Origin of the sequence: Geotalea sp. SG265 (assembly GCF_022808985.1) — a bacterium.
Taxonomy (GTDB): domain Bacteria; phylum Desulfobacterota; class Desulfuromonadia; order Geobacterales; family Geobacteraceae; genus Geotalea.
Map to the genome: position 1 here is coordinate 236,052 of NZ_JAKZFT010000001.1, position 20,933 is coordinate 256,984.

Below are 20,933 nucleotides of genomic sequence, written 5' to 3' on the forward strand. Positions count from 1 at the left end.
CCGCGGAATGAAGGGGACAATAGAGGACGTTCAGGTCAGGGCCTATCGGATTCCCACCGATGATCCGGAAGCGGATGGAACCTATCGGTGGGATTCGACGACCCTGGTCGTCGTCCATTGCCGCGCCGGCGGCACAGCAGGATTGGGCTACAGCTATGCCGACGCTGCAGCAGCGACCCTTGTCAAGGACAAGCTGGCCGGGAAGGTACTGGGCAGGAGCGCCTTCAACATTCCCGGGTGCTGGTTTGCAATGGCCGGTTCGGTGCGAAACCTGGGAGAGCAGGGGATTGCCATGCTCGCCATTTCCGCCGTAGATACCGCTCTCTGGGATCTGAAAGCGAAGCTTGTGGGGCTGCCGCTGGTGGACCTGCTCGGGGGAGTGCGGGACCGGGTGCCGGTTTATGGCAGCGGCGGCTTCACCTCCTACACCATCGAACAGCTGCAGCACCAACTGGCAGGATGGGTGGAGGAGGGGATAATCCGGGTCAAGATGAAGATCGGCACCCAGCCCGACAAGGACCCGGAGCGGATCGCAAGGGCGCGGGCGGCGATCGGCTCCGCGCAGCTTTTTGTCGATGCCAACGGCGCCTATGACCGCAAGCAGGCCCTGGCCATGGCGGAGATCTTCAACGATTACCAGGTCAGCTGGTTTGAAGAGCCGGTGGTGCATCACGACCTGGAGGGGCTGCGTCTCATCAGGGACCGCGCTCCGGCAACCATGGAGATTTCCGCAGGGGAATACGGCTTCGAGCTGGATTATTTCCGGCGCATGGCGGAAGCAGAAGCGGTGGACGTACTGCAGGCCGATGCCACCCGCTGCGGCATCACAGGTTTTCTGCAGGCCGCCAACCTCTGCCAGGCCTTCCATCTGCCCCTCTCATCCCACTGCGCACCGGCACTGCACCTGCATCCCTGCTGCGCAGCATCGGCGGTGCGGCATATGGAATATTTCCATGATCATGTAAGGATCGAACGGATGCTGTTTGACGGCGTCGTGGTGCCGGTGGCGGGGGAACTGGCCCCGGACCGCAGCCGCCCCGGGCTGGGAATCGAACTGAAAGAAGATGTGGCAAAAAGATATGAAATATGAATGATCAGGTTTTAACTGAGCAAAGTGATAACCTTGGTATCTCCGGAGGCGATTGATGCCGCACTACGAGGAGAGCGAGGAATTTGTCAGGACCACCCTCAATCCTGGTGCGCTGGAAGCAGATCTGCGCTATCAAGTGGATGGAGAGGTCCGTTTTGACACGACAAGCCGCGCCCTCTATGCCACCGATGCCTCCAATTACCGGCAGGTACCCATCGGCGTCGTTATTCCGAAATCTGCGGCCGCGGTCGTCAAAACCCTGGAGATCTGCAGGCGTCATGGCGCGCCCATCGTCTCCCGGGGGGGAGGAACCGGCCTCTGCGGCCAGACTTGCAACCTGGCCGTGGTCATCGACCATTCCAAGTATCTGAACCGCATCCTGGAACTGGACCCCGACAACCGTTTTGCCCGGGTAGAGCCGGGGACCATCCTCGACCACCTCCGGGACCAGGCGGAGCATTACCACCTTACCTTCGGCCCCGACCCCGCCACCCACAATCACAACACCTTCGGCGGCATGATCGGCAACAACTCCTGCGGCATCCACTCGGTCATGGCCGGACGCACCGTGGACAACATCCTGGAGCTGGACGTGGTGACCTACGACGGGCTGCGGATGAAGGTAGGGCCCACCAGCGAGGAGGAGTTGCAGGCGATCGTCGCGGCAGGGGGACGGCGGGGGGAAATCTACAAGGGGATGCGGGACATCCGCGACCGCTATGCCGACCTGATCCGCAGCCGCTATCCGAAGATTCCCCGCCGTGTTTCAGGCTACAACCTAGACGATCTGTTGCCGGAAAACGGCTTCCACGTAGCTCGGGCTCTGGTGGGCACGGAAAGCACCTGCGTCACCGTGCTGGAAGCGAAGATACGACTCATCCACAGCCCGCCCGCCCGCTCAATCCTCCTTCTGGGCTACCCTGACGTCTTCACCGCCGGCGACCACATTCCCGATATACTCACCTACAAGCCGGTGGGACTGGAGGGGCTCGACGACCTGCTCATCAAGTTCGCCCGAAAGAAGGGGCTCCACACCCACGACCTGGCCCTTCTCCCCGAGGGAAACGGCTGGCTGTTGGCGGAATTTGGCGGCGACAGCAAGGAAGAGTCGGACGGCAAGGCCCGCCGGGCCATGGAAGCCTTGAAAAAGGTTAAAAGTCCGCCCTCCATGAAGCTCTTCACCGACGAAGGGGAAGAGAAGAAGATCTGGGAGATTCGGGAATCGGGGCTGGGGGCGACCGCCAACGTGCCGGGGATGCCCCTTTCCTGGCCCGGCTGGGAGGATGCCGCCGTGGACCCGGCCAGGATCGGTGACTATCTGCGGGAGTTCCGCAGGCTCCTGGATGACCATAAGCTGATTGCCTCACTCTATGGCCATTTCGGCGACGGCTGCATCCACTGCCGCATCTCTTTCGATGTCTTCAGCCATGACGGCATCCGTAACTATTTGTCATTCATCGACAAGGCCTCGGACCTGGTGGTCAAGTACGGCGGTTCCTTCTCCGCCGAGCACGGCGACGGGCAGTCAAAGGCGGTCTTTCTGCGCAAGATGTACGGGGACGAGCTGATGGAGGCCTTCCGCCAGTTCAAGGCTCTCTGGGACCCGCAGTGGAAGATGAATCCCGGCAAAGTCATCGAGCCGTACCTGCCGGACCAGAACCTGCGGATCGGCACCGACTACAACCCCTGGCAGCCGGCTACCCATTTCCATTTTCCGAAAGATGAGGGCAATTTCCCCCGGGCGACGCTGCGCTGCGTCGGGGTCGGCAAGTGCCGCCGCACCCACGACGCCTTCATGTGCCCGAGTTTTCTCGCCACCCGCGAGGAGAAACATACGACGCGGGGTCGCGCCCATCTCCTCTTCGAGATGTTTCGCGGCGACTTCATCAAGGATGGCTGGCGAAGCAAAGAGGTGCTGGAATCGCTGGAGTACTGCCTCTCCTGCAAGGGGTGCAAGAACGACTGCCCCGTCAACGTGGACATGGCCACCTACAAGGCGGAATTCCTCTCCCACTACTACCGGCGCAGGCTCCGGCCGCTCCCTGCCTATTCCATGGGGCTGATCGGCATCTGGGGCAGGATCGGCGCCCGGATGCCGGGCATGGCCAACTTCGTTTCCCATGCCCCGCTGTTGCGCACCGTCACCAAGGCGCTGGGGGGTATCGCCCGGGAACGGACCATGCCACGCTTTGCCGAGGAAACCTTCACCGCCTGGTGCCGGCGCACCGGCAGGCAGCCCGGCACAGGGCGGCCGGTGGTCCTCTACCCCGACCTGTTCAATGACTGTTTTTTCCCCGAGACGCTCAGGGCGGCCCTGGAAGTGCTGGAGCACTATGGCTGCAGCGTCAATGTGCCGGAGCAGGTTCCCACCGTGCGCCCCCCCATCGATTACGGCATGATCGGCTATGCGAAAAAGCAGATTCTCAAGGCGGTGGAGTTGCTCAGCCCCCACGTGCGCCGGGGGGAGCCGGTTATCTTTCTGGAGCCAAGCAGCGCCGCTGTGTTCCGCGACGAACTGCCGGAGCTCATGCCGCAGCACCAGGACGGGCAGCGGTTGACGCAGTTGGCCTTCCTCTTCAGCGAATTCATCGAGCAGGAGGGCTTGGCTCCGCCGCAGCTCTCCGGCAAGGTCGTTTTCCATGGCCATTGTCATCAGAAGGCGGTACTGAAAGTGGAAGCGGCCCGCCAGCTTCTGAAGAAGATGGGACTGACGGTCCAGGAGCCCGAGCCAGGCTGCTGCGGCATGGCCGGCTCCTTCGGCTTCGAACAGGGCAAGTATGACATTTCTCTGAGGATCGCCGAACGGGCGCTTCTCCCCGCCATCCGCCAGGCGAGCCTTCCCACCTATATCGTCGCCGACGGCTTCAGCTGCCGGACGCAGATCATGGGGGGTGCGGGGAGGAAGCCGCTGCACACTGCAGAACTGCTCCAGCATGCCATCCACGGAGAAAAAGGAGCCTCGTCATGATCAGCACCGCCAGTGTCGGCAAGCACCCGCTCCATCCCATGCTCATCCCCCTCCCCATGGGGCTGTGGATCTTTTCCCTGGCCTGCGACATCATCCTTTTCGCCACGGGGGACGACGTCTGGCGAACGACCTCCCTCTATGCCATGGGGGGAGGCGTCATCGGAGCACTGATAGCCGCTCTCCCCGGTTTCGTCGATCTCTTCACGCTGCACCCCTCGCCGGAAAAAAGGCTCGGCCTGTGGCACATGGCCATCAACCTGACCATCGTCGTCATCTACGTCGCCGATTTTTTATGGCGGCGCACCGGCGCCGGGGATGTGGGGCCGTTCATCCTTTCCGTGGTGGCGGTGCTCCTTCTTACCGTTTCCGGCTGGCTTGGAGGGGAAATGGTCTACGTCTACGGGACGGGGGTGGACCCGGCCTGCCGGCATAAACTTTGACAGGGCTGAGGATAATTACTGCGGAGTCACTCCATATGGAGGGATCATGAAAAACAACACCAAACGGACAGTGGTCATCACCGGGGCATCGGCAGGAGTCGGCCGTGCCACGGCCCACGCATTTGCCCGTGAAGGGGCGAGAATCGGCCTGTTGGCCCGGGATGAGAAGCGCCTGGAGGCGGTCCGGCAGGAGGTGATGGAGCTTGGTGGCGAAGGGCTCATACTGGCAACGGACGTCGCCGATGCCGACCAGGTGGAGCTGGCGGCAGCCCGGGTCGAGGAAGCCTACGGCCCCATCCAGGTCTGGGTCAACAATGCCATGGTCTCCGTCTTTTCGTCCTTCAAGGACATGACCTCCGATGAATTCCGGCGGGTGACCGAAGTGACCTACCTGGGGGTGGTTTATGGTACCTCTGCGGCCTTAAGCCGGATGATCCCCCGCAACAGCGGCACCATCATCCAAGTGGGCTCGGCCCTCGCGGAACGGAGCATCCCCCTGCAATCGGCTTACTGCGGCGCCAAGCATGCCATCAGGGGCTTTACCGACTCCATCCGCAGCGAATTGATCCACGACCGAAGCAGGGTGCATATCACCATGGTCCAGCTGCCGGCCCTCAACACCCCCCAATTCGACTGGACCAAGTCGCGGATGCCCTTCAAACCTCAGCCTGTCCCTCCCATCTTCCAGCCGGAGATTGCCGCCGACGCCATCGTCTGGTCGTCCCATCACCGGCGGCGCGAGCTCTACGTGGGAATGCCGACGGTCAAGGCAATGTGGGGCAACAAGCTGATCGCCGGCCTCCTGGACCGCTATCTGGCGAAAAAGGGCTACAGTGGACAACAGACCGAAGAGCTGGAAGAGCGGGACCGCCCCAACAACATGTGGCGCCCCGTGGAGGGGGATTTCGGCACCCACGGCAGGTTCGACGCCAGAGCCAGTGGCGAATGCCGGGAGCTGTGGCTGGCAGAGAACAAGTGGCTGGGACTGGGGCTTTTGACAGCAGGAGCCGGTGCAGCGCTTGCCCTGGTGCTGCGGGACAGGGCACAGAAGCCGGTTACGTAGACCGCCTGATGGAGCCAAAGCTGCAGAGAATGCGCCGAATAAAAAAAAGCCGGTTCCGAAAACCGGCTTTTGCATCGTGCATGCAGGAATCCTATTTGAAGAGAACCACCAGCAGCAGGATGAAGGAGATGACCGCCACCGTGGCATGGACCAGCATGATCGGTATCGGCAGCGCCCTTTTTTTCAGGTGAAAGAGGAAGAACAGGGTGAAACCGCCCAGAGCGGCGATGATGAAACCGATGAGTGACGCCACGGCCAGGGTAGGCACCACGTTACCGACAATGGTCACGATGAGCGTTATCAGACCAGCAGCAGCAAGGATGCCGTGCAGCATAGCAAGACCTGTCGGCGGAAGTTCGCGTCCTCCCAGACGGAGGGCAGCCATCACCGCTCCTCCCACCGCTGCCAAGGCGAAAAGTATGGTTGCCGTAACCATAAGCGACCTCCTTTTGGTGAAAGGATTGACTGCGTGCTTCTGATTTAATGATAACACTGCCACGATGTTTGTCCAGAGGGGGATAAGGGGCCGAAAGTCACGCCGATAGGACTTCTAGGGGAAAGGAGGATGGGAAAATGACGGCAAAAACCATCGGGAAAAAGCACTGGGCCATTGCCGAAGGATATATTCCCGCTTGGAGCCACGGTCCGGAGCCGGAGATGACCAGTCATGAAACCGCCTGTCTGCTCAATGCCGGTGACGAAGACGCCCATGTGAAAATCAGGATATATTTCTCGGATCGGGAACCGGCGGGGCCTTACCGCGTGACCGTTCCGGCTAGAAGGACACTGCACGTGAGGTTCAATGATCTGCAAGATCCAGAGCCGATCCCGAAGGGGACCGACTATGCCAGCACGATAGATGCGGATGTTCCCATCGTCGTCCAGCATACGCGGCTGGATTCCCGGCAGGCGAAAACGGCGCTTGTTACAACGGTTGCCTTTGCAGGAGACTGAGCACCGGCATCAGGTGGCGAGGGAGATGGCGATGGTTTCTCCCTCCGGAGAAGCGAAAAGTGGGACGGGATTTTCCTTGATCTCCTCCAGTAGCGCCATGAGTGTCTCTTCGGAAAGGGGGCGGTGGAAGTAATATCCCTGCACCTCGTGGCAGCCCTGTTCCTTGAGAAAGTCCAGCTGGTCGGAAGTTTCGACCCCCTCAGCAACCACATGCAGATTCAGGCGGGAAGCCAGGGCAATTATGGCTTCTACAATGGCTCTGCCGTTGGATTGGTTACCGAGATCCCTGATGAACGAGCGATCGATCTTGATCCGGTCGATGGGGAATTTATGCAGGTAGCCAAGGGAGGAGTATCCGGCGCCGAAGTCATCGACGACAATGGAAATATCCAGTTCCTTCAATTTGCCGAGGGCTTTCACCGCAGCTTCTCCATCGGCCATGAGACTGGTCTCGGTGAGTTCCAGGGCCAGAAACCGCGGATCTATGCCTGTCTCGCGGACAATGGAGCAGACGGCATCGGTAAAGCCGGGCTGGCTGAACTGCCGGCCGGAAACATTCACAGAAACCAGACACGGCGGCAGCCCCGCCTCGCACCATTCCTTCATTTTCCTGCACGTTGTCCTCAGCACCCACTCTCCAAGGGGAACGATGAGCCCCGATTCTTCCGCAGCAGCGATAAACAGGTCGGGCAAAATCCGCCCCCGCTCCGGATCTTGCCAGCGAACCAACGCCTCGACACCGATAAAACGGCCGTCACCGGCATTGACGATGGGCTGGAACTCCAGGAAGAATTCCTCCTGCTCAAGTGCATGGCGGATATTTGTCTCCAGTTCCATCCGGGCGTGGGCCTTCCGGTTCATCTCCGGCGAATAGAAATGGTATCCTTTGCCTCCCGCCTCCTTTGCCGCGTACATGGCCATGTCGGCACATTTCAGGAGACTGTTGCAATCGCTGCCGTCATCGGGAAAGACGGCGATGCCGATACTGGTCGATGCGTAGACCTCCCTGCTGCTTACGGGATAGACGGTGGTGATGTTGTCGATCAGGTGCTGAGCAAGATGGGCGACGTTCATCTCCTCCCCATCCAGGGTGGCGAGCACTACGAACTCGTCGCCACCGATACGGGCCAGGGTGTCGCTGCTCCTCAGCACATGACGGAGGCGGTTTGCCACCTGTATGAGTAACTGATCTCCGTGGGCATGCCCCATGGTATCGTTGATCACCTTGAACCGGTCAAGATCCAAAAAGAGCAGGACGAACCGCGTCTTTTCCCGGCGGGCCTTGGCCAGAATCTGCTCCAGCCTGTCCATAAGCAGGATACGGTTAGGCAGACCGGTCAGGCTGTCGTAATAGGCGAGCCTTCTGATCTGTTCTTCGTCGGCCTTGCGCTGGGTTACATCTTCCAGGAGAAAGGCGAAGAAGCCGGGCTCGGGGAAAAAGACCGCCACATGCAGGCGCTGTGAAGTCGCGTGCTGCACGAAATCGAAGGAAAATGCCTCGCCTGTTGAGGCGGCCCTGAGTATCTCCGGGAAATAACCGGCAACAGTCCCGCTGTAGAGTTCGTCACCATCCTTGCCAAGCATCTCTTCACGGGTGAAGCCCAGAAGCCGGCAGCAGGAGGGATTCACATCGACGACGGAAAAAGAAACGGGAATGCCGTATTCATCGTAGGTGATACGGTGCAGTGCCATCCCCTCTTTCATGCTCTCATATAGGGAACGGTATCTTTTTTCGCTCTCCTGGAGATAATTATAGGCACTCTTCACTGCCCGCAACGGCAGGGTGCATAGTACGGAGAAAAAGAGCAGGCCGACCAGCAGGGAACCGGCTGCAACGGAGGCGGTATCCCAGAGGAGTGGTGCAAGGGAGCGGGAAATCTTCATGGTCCCGACCATCGTGCCGGCATCGTACACCCCACAGGTACCGCTAAGAACCGGCCATCTCAGTGGATCCAAGCTTTCAGCGATGACGGTGCCGGTCAGGTCCGCAATGGATCGCTCCTCGGGCACCCGGTCGTGGGGACGGCGGTCCAGCATCTCGGACAGTCTCACATGCTCGAATTGCCACATGAGGGGGTTGCTGTTGATGATGCCATTGACGACAGCAGCGCCTGTTTCCGCTTCGGCATCGAGTGTGCCGTGCATGTAGTGGTAGGAGACGGTAAAATAGCCCAGGGGAACGCCTATCGTCACGGCAAGGGCCAGTATTCCCGCCAAAGCGGTGATGAGTCGGCATATCCGGTCGCTGCGGCTCATGGGTTCTTTTCATCCATCGCCGTCACCAGTACCCCTTCCTTTTTGGCCATCGCCCGACCTTGGGCAGAGTAGACAAAGCGGAGGAAATCCCGGGCGGCAGCCGTGGTCCGGGAAGTGGTGACGAACCGGACGTCCTTGGCCAGGGGATAGGTGCCGTCGGCAATACCAACGGGGGTAGGGGCCCTGCCGTTGAGCCTGAAAGCTTTCAGCCTTCCTTTCGCAGAGATGACGCAGCTGAGGGCGGCAGTGCCTATCGCTCCCGGAGTTCTCAGGATGCTTTCGGTGGCTTCCGGATCGGTCGCGGCGAAGATCATTCCCGGGCGTTTGCGGGCACTGCGCAGTGCCGCGTCCATTCCCGGTGAAAGTCCTGCCAGGATCTGCGCATCGATGTCGTCCCTCGGTCGCAGAATGATGCGGATGGGCTCTCCGTTAGGCCATTGGCGAACCTTTCCGGAAAAGATATCCGTAAGTTCGCGGGTCGTGATATCCTGCTTGCCCACCGCCGCAGGGGAAACGACGGCAAGCGGGATTCTGCCGTAGTCGGAAAAGGAGGCTCCTTGAGCCGCCTCCTCTCGCGTTACTACCTTGCTGCTGACGGCGATATCCAGGAAGCCCGCCAGGAGCGCCTTGACCGCTCCCTTACTGCCAAGCGGCTTGTTTACCACAAATTTGACATTGGGGTGTTGTTTTGCATAGGCACTGATCATCGGCCGCAGGATATCGACTGCCGCACCGGATCCGTTGATGCGGATAAGCTCCGCCCGAGCCTGACACAATGCCGGTAAGAAAAGCAGCCCGATGATGACCAGTGACAGGGAAGTTATATTTTTGACAGTAGACGCCATGGTTTCCCCTGTGGTGAGGTTGCGGCTAATTATTCAAAATTCATTCCACATTTTCAATGCTTCCACATTAGAAAGAGCGGCAAACTGACGGAGCGGAAGGAATGGGATAAAACGCCACCAGGAGCGCCTCTTCAGTAACAGGAGATAATGACGGCATTTAAAGTATTAATGAGACACGAATGGGCCACACCGCCTAAAGACGACATCACACAAGCGGTCGAAAACAAAAATAGCTTATAAAAACCTTAGTTATCCATCCGGACATCACATCGTCTTCCGTCAAATCCCCAGATGCGTGTAACCATGGTTTCCTTTAACCTTGTTCCGGAGCACATATCTGGTACCATAGGGGTATACTGCCGTCCGGAATGCGACAACAAAGGCCGCCACACGGGCTCACCTCCTGGGACAGGAGTTTTCCGGGATGGCGGAATCCCCCACAAAGGAGCTGCCATGGACCTGCGCAAACCATATGCCCTCGGTAAAACCGTTTCCTCCCCATTCGATGCGACGGAAGCGAAAGTACGGCAAGAGCTGCTCAAGGAAGGGTTCGGCATCTTGACCGAGATCGATGTGACCCAAAAATTCAAGGAGAAGCTGGACCGGGATTTCCGCAGATACGTGATACTGGGGGCATGCAATCCGGCCATGGCCTGGGAGGCATTTGCCCGTGAGCTGGATATCGGCACGCTTCTTCCATGCAACGTCGTTGTCTACGAAACCGATGACGGCGGCACCGCTGTCATGGTCATGGACCCGGTGGCAGCCCTGTCCCTGATCGGCAATGCGGAAATAGCAGAGCTGGCCGGAACGGTCAGGGGCAAAATGGAGCGGATGCTGTCGGCATTGTGAGAATGGGATGCTGAAAAAAGTGGTTCTCTTTGGCGGTGTGCTTCTGACCACCGCCCTGTGCTGGTTCGCCGTGCGCAATTACCGCGACGCCTCGGCCATTGCCGAGGAAAATCTTCGGGGCGTCGCCATCTCCATATCCTCCGCAGTGGAAAATATCGCCTTTCACGACCCCTCACTGGAATCTCTGCACGGACTCCACCCCGCCGACCTGGCCTTTCTCGCCTTAACCGACGACAGCGGCATCTACCGTTTTCATTCCAACGGTGACCTGATCGGCAAACGGGCCACTGCCGATCAGCGAGCCACGGAGCAGGAGGAGTCGGCCGGTCGCGTCACTCTCGGGACGGGAGAGCGGGCATACCAGTATCTCCACCCCATCCATCTGCCGGACAGAACGCTGCATCTGCGCCTTACCCTCCACACCTACCGGGCCGACACCGTCATCCGCAAGGCAACGCTCAATGTGGCCATTCTTTTTGGGCTGCTGGCGGCAAGTTGGGTCCTCTCCGCCATCATCTACCGTTTCGCCGTCAGGGACAAAAGGCACCAGTTGGAGATGGCCCGCCGGGAGGAGCTGGCCCGGCTGGGGGAGATGGGAGCCATGCTCGCCCACGAGATCAGGAACCCCCTGGCCGGCATCAAGGGGTTTGCCCAGGTTATCGGTAAAAAACCGGCGGATGAACGTAATGCCGCCTTTGCCGCAAAGATCGTCGCCGAAACCCTGCGCCTGGAACATCTCGTTTTCGATCTCCTGTCCTACGCCCGCACGGCTCCGCTTTCTCCCCTCCCCTTTCAGGCCCGCGAGCTGCTGGAAGGGGGCGTCGCCCTGGTCCGGGAGGAGTCGACAGCTAAGGAAGTGGCGGTTTCCGTGGCATGCCCGGCAGATCTCCTGCTCATGGGCGACCGGGACCAGTTGGGACAGGTGGTGCTCAACCTGCTGCAGAATGCGCTGCAGGCCGTCGGCCACGGCGGTAATATCCGGATTACCGCAGAGCGCTCCGAAACAGGAATAACCATCACTGTCACCGATGATGGCGACGGTATGGACAACGAAACGATCACCAGGGTCTTTGAACCGTTCTTCACCACCAAGGCCAGGGGAACCGGCCTTGGGCTCGCCATTTGCAAAAAGATCATCGAAGCACACGACGGCACCATCGCCATTGCCGTGGTTCCCGGTCGGGGAACCACGGTAACCCTGACATTTCCAGCCGCCATGGAGGCTTGAGTGGCAACAAAAGCATGTATTCTGCTCGTCGAGGACGACGAAACGTTCCGCAGCTTTCTGCAGACCATTCTTGAGGACGAAGGCTATGTGGTGCGCACAGCCGGCGATGGCCGGGAGGGGGAACGGGCCCTTGCCCGTGAAAGTTTCGATCTGGTCGTTTCCGACCTGAAGATGCCGGCTAAGAGCGGCCTGGAACTCTTTCGGGAGAGCAGGCAGGACCCGGGAGCCCCACCTTTCATCTTTCTTACCGCCTTCGGCACCGTCGATGAGGCGGTGGCCGCCATGAAGGAAGGAGCAGTCGATTTCCTCACCAAGCCCCTTGCCGCCCCCGAATCGCTCCTCTCCCTTGTTGCCAGGACCATCGAGAGCCAGACCCGCAACCGGGCCTTCGTCTCCCTCAAGGAAGCGGAAGCTGCAGGGCTTCCCCCCGAGGAACTGGTCTTTGCCGGGCAGGCCATGGAGACGGTGCGGCAGATGGTTCACGATGTGGCCGCAACCACCGCCAACGTCCTCATCTGCGGCGAAAGCGGCACCGGCAAAGAGTTGATCGCCAGGACAGTCCATCTCCTCAGCCCCAGAAAAAAGGCCCCCTTTGTCGCCCTGAACTGTGCCGCCATCCCGGAAAATCTCCTGGAAAGTGAACTCTTCGGCCATGAAAGGGGAGCCTTCACCGGCGCTCTGCAGGCGCGCCAGGGGAAGTTCGAGCTGGCGGCGGGGGGGACCGTCTTCCTTGATGAAGTGGGGGAAATGCCACTGGCGGTTCAGGCAAAACTGCTGCGGGTGATCCAGGAGCGGGTTTTCGAGCGGGTCGGCGGGCGCAGAGAGATCAGGGCCGATGTGCGCATCATCGCCGCCACCAACCGCGACCTGCAGGAAGAGGTAATGGCCCGGCGCTTCCGGGAAGACCTCTATTACCGGTTAAACGTTTTCCCCTTGCAGTTGCCGCCCCTGCGGGAGCGGTTCGACGCCCTCCCTGCCCTGGTAAATTTTTTTCTGCAGCGTTTCTGCCACCAGTTGAACAAGAAGCTGCCGCCGGTGGAGCCGGAAGTACTCAGGGCCATGGGCGCCCACCATTGGCCTGGTAATGTGCGGGAGCTGCAGAACGTTATGGAGCGGGCGGTCATCCTGGCCCGGGAAAAGATCGGCCTGGAGCATCTGCCGGAATCGATCATCTCGGCTCCGATGGAGAAACATGGGGGAAGCAAAGAGGTATTGCGTGACGTGGAACGGGACATGATCGTCAAGGCACTGGAAAGAAATCGCGGCAACCGCAGGCTCACGGCTGACGAACTGGGAATTTCCCGCCGCACCCTGCAGTACCGGCTCAGGGAGTATGGCCTGATCGATGAAGCATGAAAGTGGTGCAAAGCTTTCACCATTGGTGCAAATTTTTGCACCAGTCCACAGACTTGGCGGGTCTCGTTCGTATCGTAACTCCGCCATGTTACAGAAAATTTACTCCCGGCACGGTTCATGGAATACCCTCCTGCAGCATATTCCCAAAAAGGAGGAATCATGAAAAAGACAGCAATCAGTATGGTCATGGCCATTGCCGTCGTTGCCGCTGCTTTCCCCGCCCTTGCGGCCATAGGAAACGGGCCGCATGGTAAAGGCGCCGGCCCTTATGCCGGCGGCCAGAACCGGGCTGCCGTCACAAAGCCCACCTGTGACGGCACCGGCCCGAAGGGACTGGGAGCAGGAAATCAGCGTCCTATGGACGGCCGCGGCAAACAGTACCAGGGGAGCACCGCCCAAACTCCGCAACCCCAGACCGACCAAACGGCTCCACCGGCTATTGAGAGGTAAACACCCCCATGCGCCGCTCTGCCCTCATCATCATTGCCGTAACCATCCTCTGCTCGGTATCGACCGGAACAGCCCGGGCAGGTTTCGGCTTCGGCAGCGGCTCAACCAGGAGCGGACTGGATCTGAACGGCGGCTATGACGTGAATACCGTCACCACCATCAGCGGCACGGTCATCGCGGCGCCCCGGAGTACCGAGGAGAAGCAGGTTACCCTGCAGGTCAAAAGCGGCAGCGAGACCATCACCGTCTGCGTCGGCCCCCCCTCATTCTGGGAAGCTAGGGGGATAACGCTCAACGTCAACGACCAGGTAACCGCCAAGGGTTCCCTGGCCCAGGGGCAAGATGGGAAGAGCTATCTCATGGCCCAGAGACTTACCGTCAAGGCCAGCGGCGCCCAGGTGGAACTCCGGGACGAACGAGGGGTGGGGCTTTGGTCTGGACGGGGGATGAACGGCATGGGTCTCAACCGCCAGAACCGGGGCATGGGCTTCCGGGGGGGGATGATGCGGGGCGGTGGCGGCATGATGCGGAGATGACCGAAGCAGGAGAACAAATAAACGTGATGATAAAATCAATATTGAAAGTTGCGGCTGTGACCATCCTGGCCATCGGTGTAACGTCGGCCGCAGAAGCTGCCGACCAGCTCTTTTCAGTGGGGCTCGGGTTTGAATTCACCTCGGGAAGTTACGGCACCCCTGTCCGCACCGATGCAGTGCTGGTTCCGGTAACCGTGGCGGTCACTCCCGGAGATCGCGCAGCATTCTCCGTGGAAATCCCCTGGGTACGGCAAAGCAACAGCAACGTGATGGCTGGCCAGTTCCTGCAGATGCTGGGCCAGCAAACGGGAATGGCCACGGTTACTGGAGTCATGGGCACCCCGGGATCCGGCTCGGGCATGACCGGAAGCGGCACCACATCCATGACCACCAGGGATACCAGCAAGGCCCAGAGCGGCCTTGGCGACATCACCCTGCGCGCCGGCTACATCATCGCCAAGGAAGGGGAAATCATGCCCCAAATCCGCCCCCGCCTGTCGCTAAAAATACCCACCGCCGACAGTGACCGGGGACTGGGAACGGGAAAGTTCGACGAGGGCTTTGCCGTGGAATTCTCCAAGTGGTTCGGCGACTGGCAGAGCTTCGTCGAACCGGGCTACACTTTGCAGGGCAAGGCGTCCGGCCTTTCCCTCAAGAACTACTTCAGCCTCAACGGAGGAGTGGGCTACCAGTTGACCGACTCCTTCATGCCCGCCTTGGTCATCAAGAGCTCCACCCCCCTTATTGAAGGGGCAAGCGGGCTCCTTGAAGCACGGCTGAAACTGATTTACCAGGCAACATCCCAGGTGGGAATTGAAGGATATGCAGCCAAAGGGATGAATTCGGCAACGGCGGATTACAGTGCCGGACTCACCATCTATTACGATCTCTGACCTATCAATCAGGAGCTAAAAAATGAAAAAGATATGTGCAATTCTTGCAGCAGTGGGCATGGGACTTATTTCCGCCTGTGGCGGCGGCAGCAGCACCCAGGGAACATCGGTGGCAGGAACAGTGGCAGATGGCTACCTGCAGAACGCCCTGGTCTTCATGGACAAAAACGGCAACTACCAGCTGGACAGCGGCGAACCCTCCACCACCACTGATGCCAACGGTGCCTACACCCTGTCAGTCCCCCCCGAGGATGTGGGCAAGTATCCCATCGTCGCCATCGCCATAGCTGGTCAGACTGTCGATCAGGATACGAAAGCCGTCGTCACCAGTACCTACGTGCTCTGCACCCCCGGCAATGGGGTCTCTGGAACCGTCAGCAATTTCATCAGCCCCATCTCCACACTGCTCAGAGAAAAGATGGAGGCCAATCCCGGCATGACCGTGACAGAAGCCATGACTCAGCTGCGCAATCAGCTGGGCATGCCTGCCGGGATGGATATTCTTGCCGACTACGTGGCCGGTGCGAAAACAGGTAACAACATGAGCGAATATGGAACCATGCACCAGGTGGCCCGGCAGATGGCGGGGCTCATGGCAAGCCAGTCCGGATTGGTCATGAATGGTACCAGTACCAATGTCACCCGCTTTCGCGGCATGATGGGGGTCATCAACGCCAATCTTCCCGAGATAGCCGCCAACTACCAGGGGGGCATGGGCAGCGCTTTCATGATCTCCATGCAGAATATGATGCAAACCCAACTGGCCGGCATCCCCACCACCAGCTTCATGAACTTCTCCTCCTCGTTCCGCAACATGACCGGCGCCCGCTATTTCTGGAACTACAGCGGCGGCACCATGCAGCCCAGAAGCGGCAGCATGTGGAGCGGCAGAATGATGTAATTGTTTCCTAAGTATCGCAGAAAACTCCATGGCTGATTAAAAAGACACAAGCAGTGCCGCCTTTGCCAGGCGGCCCTGCTTGTGCTATACCATATGCATTCCCGGCGGCACCATCGGACGGTCACGGAGCATGGACATATGGCATATCAAGCCCTGCGCGACATAGAAATCCTTTTCGGTCTGGCACTGGTGACGGTGGTCATCTTCCGCCACCTGAAGTTTCCCTCCATCGTCGGTTTTCTCGTTACCGGCATCCTGGCGGGCCCACACGCCTCCGGCCTGATCGGCAATACCCACCAAGTCGAGCAGATGGCCGAGATTGGCGTCGTGCTGCTCCTCTTCACCATCGGCATCGAGTTTTCACTGAAAGAGCTGGCGCGGATCAAACAGCTGGTCATTCTCGGAGGCGGACTCCAGGTGATCCTGACCATTATCGCCATCACCCTCGCCGGCACGGTCATCGCCCACCCCCTCAACCAGTCGGTCTTCTTCGGCTTCCTCGTCGCCCTCTCCAGCACGGCCATCCTCATCAAGCTCCTCTCCGACGCAGGCGAGCTGGATACCCCCCACGGCAAGACCGCCCTCGGCATTCTTATCTTTCAGGACCTGTGCATCGTGCCGCTGATGCTCTTCACTCCGCTGCTCAGCGGAAGCGGCAGCGGCTGGCAGCAGATCGCCATGATTCTCGGCAAGGCAGTCGTCGTCATCATCGCTGCCCACTACAGTGCGGGATTCCTCGTCCCGTGGATCTTTACCCAGGTGGTCAAAACCAGGAGCCGCGAGCTGTTCATCCTGACCATCATCTTCATCGGCATGGGGACCGCCTGGCTCACCGCCCAGGCAGGCCTGTCCCTGGCACTGGGCGCATTCATCGCCGGTCTTGCCATTTCCGAATCGGAATACAGCCATCAGGCCTTAAGCGACATCATTCCCTTCCGCGAAGCCTTCATGAGCCTCTTCTTCATCTCGGTAGGGATGCTCCTCGACCCGGCCATCATCTTCACCAGCCCCCTGGCCGTCGGGGGACTGGTGCTGGCCATCATCCTCATCAAGACCGTGGTTACCACCGGTGCAGCCATGGCCCTCGGGCTCCCCATGCGCATTGCCCTGACCGCCGGCCTCTCCCTGGCCCAAATCGGCGAATTCTCCTTCGTCCTCAGCCAGTCGGGGATGAAGTACGGCCTTTTGGGCAGCGAGGCCTACCAGATGTTCCTGGCCGCCTCCATTGCCACCATGGGGCTGACACCACTCTGCCTGAAAATCGCCCCACCCTTCGCCGAAGGCCTTACCGCCAGGCTCCCCCATTCCTGGACCAGGGGGAGAAAGTCTTTTGCCGGCAACGGCAGGAAACCAGCCCTTGCCGATCACGTCATCATCGTCGGCTACGGCATGAACGGCAAAAACCTGGCCCAGGTATTGCGGCACCTGAAGATTTCCTATGTGGCGGTGGAGACCAATCCTTTCACCGTCAATGCGGAAAGGAAACGGGGCCGGCACATAATCTTCGGCGATGCCTCAAAGCCTGAAATCCTCGAGCATGCCGGGATCGACAAGGCCCGCATCATGGTCATCGCCATCTCCGACGCCGCCGCCAGCAGGCGAACCGCGGCCCTGGCCCGGCACATGAACCCTGGCATCCATGTCATTGTCCGGACCAGATACCTCATGGAAGTGGAGCCGCTCTTCAAGCTGGGGGTCAATGAAGTTATCCCGGAGGAATTCGAAACCTCGGTGGAGATCCTCTCCCGGGTGCTGAAACGGTTTCTCGTCCCCCAGGACGTGATCGAAAGCTGCATCGGCGAGGTGCGAAAGGACGGCTACGAGATGCTCCGCTCCGTGAGCAGGCGCCACAGCCATGCCGTCGGCATCGCCGGATTTCTTGCCGGTGCGGAAATCGGCACCTTCACGGTTCAGAAAGGGGCGGCCATCGAAGGGACCACCTTGAGCCAAGGCATCCTGCGCAGCATGTCGGGAGCCAGCATCCTGGCCATAAAAAGGGGGGAAGAAGTGGCGACCAATCCCGATCCGGTCTGGGAACTGAAAACCAGGGACGTGGTCCTGCTCCTGGGAAGCGCCCAGCAGCTAGCCGCGGCGGCGAAGCTTTTCGAGGCAGGGAAAGAGACAAATGGAGCGAAAACCTGAGGGAGAGGAACAGGAAATCGATGCACATCACATCAAAAGGACAGCCCTTCCCGATACCACGGAAGGGCTGTCCTTTTTGGAGCAATTATTAGAGGTTAAAGATCGTTCTGCTCTTCTTCCCCGTCAGTCATCCCTTCCTGGTGCCGCGGTCGGTGGGCGCGCTCCTTGGACGGCTTGAGGCTCTTGGCCAGCTCCCGCTGCTCGGGGGTCAGCAGGGCATGAATCTGCGTGCGGGTCTTGACCCGGATTACCGCCAATTCCGTCTGGATCTGGCCGATGGCGGCAGCAGTGCTCCTGACGAATGCTTCGTCAAAGCTGGTGCTTTCCCCTGCCTTCCTGAGCTGCTGCCGTTTTTCATGCAGCTGTGCCCTGAGAGGCTCGGCCGCTACCCGCTCGGAGCTGAACAACGATTTGATCTGGCTCTGCTGGGCATCAGTCAGTTTCAGCACCTTGGCCATGCGCTGCAAGAATCTTCCTTCATGCATGGCCGGTCCCGGCCTGCTACCGCAATTGTCGTCCGGCCCGCGTCCGGCCAATACCGCAGTTCCTCCGCCGATGGTCATCGCTACCAGAACAGCCGCTACAATCGTGTTATTCTTCATGTCCGTTCTCCTTTCCTTAACCGGCACCGGTCCAGTGCCTGTTTTAATGTTTCGAAGGTACCAGGGGAATGTGAACGAAATGTGGAAGAAATGAGGAAATCCGCCGATGGGGCAAAAGTGCCTGTATTTGCCTTGGATAGTTGTGATAAAACTGGTGAACAGGTAATTTAAATCGAGGAATGGATGCACATCAGCATTACCCAAAAACTCTTTATCGCCATCCTGACGGCGGCCGGTCTGGCTGTTGTCAGCCTGGTGCTCATCATGCAGTGGAACCTGAGCCGCGGCTTCCTGCGCTATGTGAACGCCCTGGAGAGCTCAAGCATGAGCCGCCTTGCGAACCGCTTGGAGCAGTCCTATGGTGACGATCCCGGCTGGCAATCTCTTCGACAAAGCCGGTCCGCCTGGTATGACCTGGTCAGAACCTCTCTTCCCGAGGAAAACGTTCCCCCCGGATCGGACAGCCGGGACCTGCTGAAAAAACCGGTCCCCCCTCCGGTTGTCCGGCATTTTGTCCAGCGCCTGTTTCTGCTCGACGCCCGGAAGAAACCGCTCGTAGCGGAAGCGACGCCAACAGGCGAAAGCGAACTGACCCCCCTGCGTCACGACGGCAAGGTTGTGGGCTACCTGGGGCTGCTGCCCCGTACCAGCATCTCCGATGACCATCAAAAGCGGTTCCTGCGGCAGCAGAAGGCTACTTTTATCCTGGTGGCCGGGGTCATCGTCCTCTTGGCAGCGGGGCTGTCGCTGCTTCTGGCCCGGCGGCTGGTGAAACCGGTGGGAGAACTGGCGAGAGCCACCGGTTCCCTTGCTGCCGGCGACTTCACCATTCGCGTGCCGGCCGGGTCCGGTGACGAACTGGGGCGCCTAGCCCAAGACTTCAATGCCCTGGCGGAGGTGCTGGCGAAAAACGAGCAGGCACGGCGGCAGTGGGTTGCCGATATCTCCCACGAGCTGAGAACCCCCCTGGCGGTGCTGCGGGGGGAAATCGAGGCGATCCAGGACGGCATCCGGCAGCCGTCGCCGGAGACGATCCACTCGCTCCACGGGGAGGTACTCCGCCTGGGACGGCTGGTGGATGACCTCTATCAGCTATCCCTCTCCGACTTGGGGGCGTTGACCTACAAAAAGAGCGAGTTCGACCTGGCAGAGCTTCTTTCCGCAAGCATTGCCGGCCATCGCGATGGGTTGGCCACCGGGGGCATTACCCTAACGGAGAAAATACCCGCAGGCCCTCTCCCCTTCTACGGAGACCGCGGGCGGCTGCACCAGCTCTTCGCCAACCTGCTGGACAATGCCCTCAAGTACACCAGCCCCGGCGGACAGCTGCACGTCGCTATGGAGCAGACGGCACAGCTCATCACCATCCATTTCCAGGATTCTCCTCCCGGGGTACCGGCGGCTGAGCTGGACAGGCTGTTCGAGCGGCTGTACCGGGTGGAATCATCCCGCAGCAGGTCCACCGGTGGCGCCGGACTTGGGCTCGCCATCTGTCGCAACATTACCGAAGCCCATGGGGGGACCATTACCGCACGGCCATCACCCTTGGGAGGGCTCTGGATCGAGATTGAGCTGTCCCGCAAGGGAAGGCGCCCATGAGCGGCATGATTCTCATCGTGGAAGACGAAGAAAAGCTGGCAAGACTTCTGGCCGATTACCTCCGCCAAGCGGGCTACAACAGCCACTGCCTCGGCAACGGTCAGGAGGTGGTGCCCTGGGTCCAGAGCCATAAACCTGAACTGATCCTGCTGGATCTGATGCTGCCGGGCAAGGGGGGGCTGGAAATCTGCAAGGAGATTCGCTCCTTTTCGTCCGTGCCGATCATCATGACAACGGCCCGGGTGGAGGAGATCGATCGCCTGCTCGGCCTGGAACTGGGTGCCGATGATTACATCTGCAAGCCCTTCAGCCCCCGTGAGGTAGTAGCCAGGGTCAAGGCAGTCCTGCGCAGGGCCCAGGGAGGCGAAGCGGGCAATCTGCAAGGGCTGGTTCTCGATGAGTCGCGCTATCGGGCAACGCTGAACAACCGGGACCTGCAACTGACCGCCGTTGAATTCAAGCTCCTCAGCCTGCTCGCGGCAAGCCCGGGGCGAATTTTCAGCCGGCAGCAGCTGATGGACCACATCTATCCGGACCAGCGGGTCGTCAGCGACCGCACCATCGATAGCCACATCAAGAAATTGCGCAGGAAGCTGGCAATCATGGAATCGGAACGGGAATATATCCATTCCCTCTATGGAGTCGGCTATAAGTTCGAACCTTGAAGACGAGCGGGTCCGCATACGAGGAATATTCACATTTCTTCCACAGTTCGTGCACATTCTCCTGGTATTTCTGATCCATCAACTCGTGACAAG

At 59.8% G+C, this 20,933-nt stretch carries 19 protein-coding genes; 15 read left to right on the plus strand and 4 right to left on the minus strand.

Annotation, left to right across the window (positions count from 1 at the left end; genetic code table 11):
* Positions 1-7 precede the first annotated feature (7 nt).
* Genes ML541_RS01195 through ML541_RS01210 form a run of 4 tightly spaced genes read left to right on the plus strand, consistent with a single transcriptional unit; the run spans position 8 to position 5,561 of the window.
* Positions 8-1,090 (plus strand): enolase C-terminal domain-like protein, encoded by a 1,083-nt coding sequence (locus ML541_RS01195; RefSeq protein ID WP_243369949.1) that lies wholly within the window; start codon positions 8-10, stop codon positions 1,088-1,090.
* Between the two features lie 55 nt (positions 1,091-1,145).
* Entirely contained in the window at positions 1,146-4,058 is a 2,913-nt protein-coding gene (locus ML541_RS01200) for an FAD-binding oxidoreductase (RefSeq protein WP_243369950.1), read from the plus strand.
* Entirely contained in the window at positions 4,055-4,498 is a 444-nt protein-coding gene (locus tag ML541_RS01205) for a DUF2231 domain-containing protein (RefSeq protein ID WP_243369951.1), read from the plus strand. The genes ML541_RS01200 and ML541_RS01205 overlap by 4 nt, the downstream gene beginning before the upstream one ends.
* A gap of 46 nt (positions 4,499-4,544) precedes the next feature.
* Positions 4,545-5,561: an SDR family oxidoreductase gene (locus tag ML541_RS01210; RefSeq protein ID WP_243369952.1), complete on the plus strand. Its 1,017-nt coding sequence runs from the start codon at positions 4,545-4,547 to the stop codon at positions 5,559-5,561.
* 91 nt (positions 5,562-5,652) lie between these two features.
* Here the strand turns inward: ML541_RS01210 and ML541_RS01215 are convergent, their stop codons facing one another.
* Positions 5,653-5,997 carry a hypothetical protein gene (locus tag ML541_RS01215; protein WP_243369953.1) on the minus strand — a complete coding sequence of 115 codons (345 nt, stop codon included), beginning with the start codon at positions 5,995-5,997 and terminating at the stop codon, positions 5,653-5,655.
* A 137-nt stretch (positions 5,998-6,134) separates the two neighbouring features.
* Between ML541_RS01215 and ML541_RS01220 the strand changes: the two genes are divergently transcribed.
* The gene (locus ML541_RS01220; protein ID WP_243369954.1) at positions 6,135-6,515 is read left to right on the plus strand and encodes a sensory rhodopsin transducer; all 381 of its coding nucleotides are present in this window, start codon (positions 6,135-6,137) and stop codon (positions 6,513-6,515) included.
* Between the two features lie 9 nt (positions 6,516-6,524).
* Here ML541_RS01220 and ML541_RS01225 read toward each other — a convergent pair whose 3' ends face one another.
* Positions 6,525-8,771, minus strand: a complete 2,247-nt coding sequence (locus ML541_RS01225; protein ID WP_243369955.1) for an EAL domain-containing protein — start codon at positions 8,769-8,771, stop codon at positions 6,525-6,527.
* Positions 8,768-9,616 carry a substrate-binding domain-containing protein gene (locus ML541_RS01230; RefSeq protein WP_243369957.1) on the minus strand — a complete coding sequence of 283 codons (849 nt, stop codon included), beginning with the start codon at positions 9,614-9,616 and terminating at the stop codon, positions 8,768-8,770. Before ML541_RS01230 ends, ML541_RS01225 begins: the two co-directional genes overlap by 4 nt.
* 453 nt (positions 9,617-10,069) lie before the next feature.
* Here ML541_RS01230 and ML541_RS01235 point away from each other — a divergent pair, with 453 nt between their 5' ends.
* The 8 genes from ML541_RS01235 to ML541_RS01270 all read left to right on the plus strand — a co-directional run bounded on the left by ML541_RS01235 (position 10,070) and on the right by ML541_RS01270 (position 17,974).
* The gene (locus ML541_RS01235) at positions 10,070-10,468 is read left to right on the plus strand and encodes a DUF302 domain-containing protein (protein WP_243369958.1); all 399 of its coding nucleotides are present in this window, start codon (positions 10,070-10,072) and stop codon (positions 10,466-10,468) included.
* 7 nt (positions 10,469-10,475) lie between these two features.
* On the plus strand, positions 10,476-11,696 hold the full coding sequence (locus tag ML541_RS01240; protein ID WP_243369959.1) for an ATP-binding protein: 1,221 nt from the start codon (positions 10,476-10,478) through the stop codon (positions 11,694-11,696).
* Positions 11,697-13,052: a sigma-54 dependent transcriptional regulator gene (locus ML541_RS01245; RefSeq protein ID WP_243369960.1), complete on the plus strand. Its 1,356-nt coding sequence runs from the start codon at positions 11,697-11,699 to the stop codon at positions 13,050-13,052.
* A 159-nt stretch (positions 13,053-13,211) separates the two neighbouring features.
* A complete protein-coding gene (locus ML541_RS01250) occupies positions 13,212-13,502 on the plus strand; it encodes a hypothetical protein (protein WP_243369961.1) in 291 nt (96 codons plus the stop codon).
* Positions 13,503-13,510: 8 nt separating this feature from the next.
* Entirely contained in the window at positions 13,511-14,038 is a 528-nt protein-coding gene (locus ML541_RS01255) for a DNA-binding protein (protein ID WP_243369962.1), read from the plus strand.
* Between the two features lie 26 nt (positions 14,039-14,064).
* Positions 14,065-14,931 (plus strand): transporter, encoded by an 867-nt coding sequence (locus ML541_RS01260; RefSeq protein WP_243370393.1) that lies wholly within the window; start codon positions 14,065-14,067, stop codon positions 14,929-14,931.
* A gap of 22 nt (positions 14,932-14,953) precedes the next feature.
* Positions 14,954-15,832 (plus strand): hypothetical protein, encoded by an 879-nt coding sequence (locus ML541_RS01265; RefSeq protein ID WP_243369963.1) that lies wholly within the window; start codon positions 14,954-14,956, stop codon positions 15,830-15,832.
* A 138-nt stretch (positions 15,833-15,970) separates the two neighbouring features.
* Complete coding sequence (locus ML541_RS01270) at positions 15,971-17,974, plus strand: monovalent cation:proton antiporter family protein (RefSeq protein WP_243369964.1); 2,004 nt, start codon at positions 15,971-15,973, stop codon at positions 17,972-17,974.
* Positions 17,975-18,069: 95 nt separating this feature from the next.
* On the opposite strand, the gene ML541_RS01275 is transcribed toward ML541_RS01270, so the two are convergent.
* On the minus strand, positions 18,070-18,576 hold the full coding sequence (locus tag ML541_RS01275; RefSeq protein WP_243369965.1) for a Spy/CpxP family protein refolding chaperone: 507 nt from the start codon (positions 18,574-18,576) through the stop codon (positions 18,070-18,072).
* Positions 18,577-18,759: 183 nt separating this feature from the next.
* Between ML541_RS01275 and ML541_RS01280 the strand changes: the two genes are divergently transcribed.
* Both ML541_RS01280 and ML541_RS01285 read left to right on the plus strand, forming a co-directional pair.
* Entirely contained in the window at positions 18,760-20,175 is a 1,416-nt protein-coding gene (locus ML541_RS01280) for an ATP-binding protein (RefSeq protein WP_243369966.1), read from the plus strand.
* Complete coding sequence (locus ML541_RS01285; RefSeq protein ID WP_243369967.1) at positions 20,172-20,840, plus strand: response regulator; 669 nt, start codon at positions 20,172-20,174, stop codon at positions 20,838-20,840. Before ML541_RS01280 ends, ML541_RS01285 begins: the two co-directional genes overlap by 4 nt.
* The last annotated feature ends 93 nt before the right edge of the window (positions 20,841-20,933 follow it).

Coding starts and splice junctions, on each gene's coding strand:
- ML541_RS01265 (WP_243369963.1), top strand. CDS start 14,954: ATGAAAAAGATATGTGCAATTCTTGCAGCAGTGGGCATGGGACTTATT.
- ML541_RS01210 (WP_243369952.1), top strand. CDS start 4,545: ATGAAAAACAACACCAAACGGACAGTGGTCATCACCGGGGCATCGGCA.
- ML541_RS01195 (WP_243369949.1), top strand. CDS start 8: ATGAAGGGGACAATAGAGGACGTTCAGGTCAGGGCCTATCGGATTCCC.
- ML541_RS01280 (WP_243369966.1), top strand. CDS start 18,760: ATGCACATCAGCATTACCCAAAAACTCTTTATCGCCATCCTGACGGCG.
- ML541_RS01285 (WP_243369967.1), top strand. CDS start 20,172: ATGAGCGGCATGATTCTCATCGTGGAAGACGAAGAAAAGCTGGCAAGA.
- ML541_RS01205 (WP_243369951.1), top strand. CDS start 4,055: ATGATCAGCACCGCCAGTGTCGGCAAGCACCCGCTCCATCCCATGCTC.
- ML541_RS01235 (WP_243369958.1), top strand. CDS start 10,070: ATGGACCTGCGCAAACCATATGCCCTCGGTAAAACCGTTTCCTCCCCA.
- ML541_RS01240 (WP_243369959.1), top strand. CDS start 10,476: ATGCTGAAAAAAGTGGTTCTCTTTGGCGGTGTGCTTCTGACCACCGCC.
- ML541_RS01250 (WP_243369961.1), top strand. CDS start 13,212: ATGAAAAAGACAGCAATCAGTATGGTCATGGCCATTGCCGTCGTTGCC.
- ML541_RS01215 (WP_243369953.1), bottom strand. CDS start 5,997: ATGGTTACGGCAACCATACTTTTCGCCTTGGCAGCGGTGGGAGGAGCG.
- ML541_RS01230 (WP_243369957.1), bottom strand. CDS start 9,616: ATGGCGTCTACTGTCAAAAATATAACTTCCCTGTCACTGGTCATCATC.
- ML541_RS01275 (WP_243369965.1), bottom strand. CDS start 18,576: ATGAAGAATAACACGATTGTAGCGGCTGTTCTGGTAGCGATGACCATC.
- ML541_RS01200 (WP_243369950.1), top strand. CDS start 1,146: ATGCCGCACTACGAGGAGAGCGAGGAATTTGTCAGGACCACCCTCAAT.
- ML541_RS01255 (WP_243369962.1), top strand. CDS start 13,511: ATGCGCCGCTCTGCCCTCATCATCATTGCCGTAACCATCCTCTGCTCG.
- ML541_RS01225 (WP_243369955.1), bottom strand. CDS start 8,771: ATGAGCCGCAGCGACCGGATATGCCGACTCATCACCGCTTTGGCGGGA.
- ML541_RS01220 (WP_243369954.1), top strand. CDS start 6,135: ATGACGGCAAAAACCATCGGGAAAAAGCACTGGGCCATTGCCGAAGGA.
- ML541_RS01260 (WP_243370393.1), top strand. CDS start 14,065: ATGATAAAATCAATATTGAAAGTTGCGGCTGTGACCATCCTGGCCATC.
- ML541_RS01270 (WP_243369964.1), top strand. CDS start 15,971: ATGGCATATCAAGCCCTGCGCGACATAGAAATCCTTTTCGGTCTGGCA.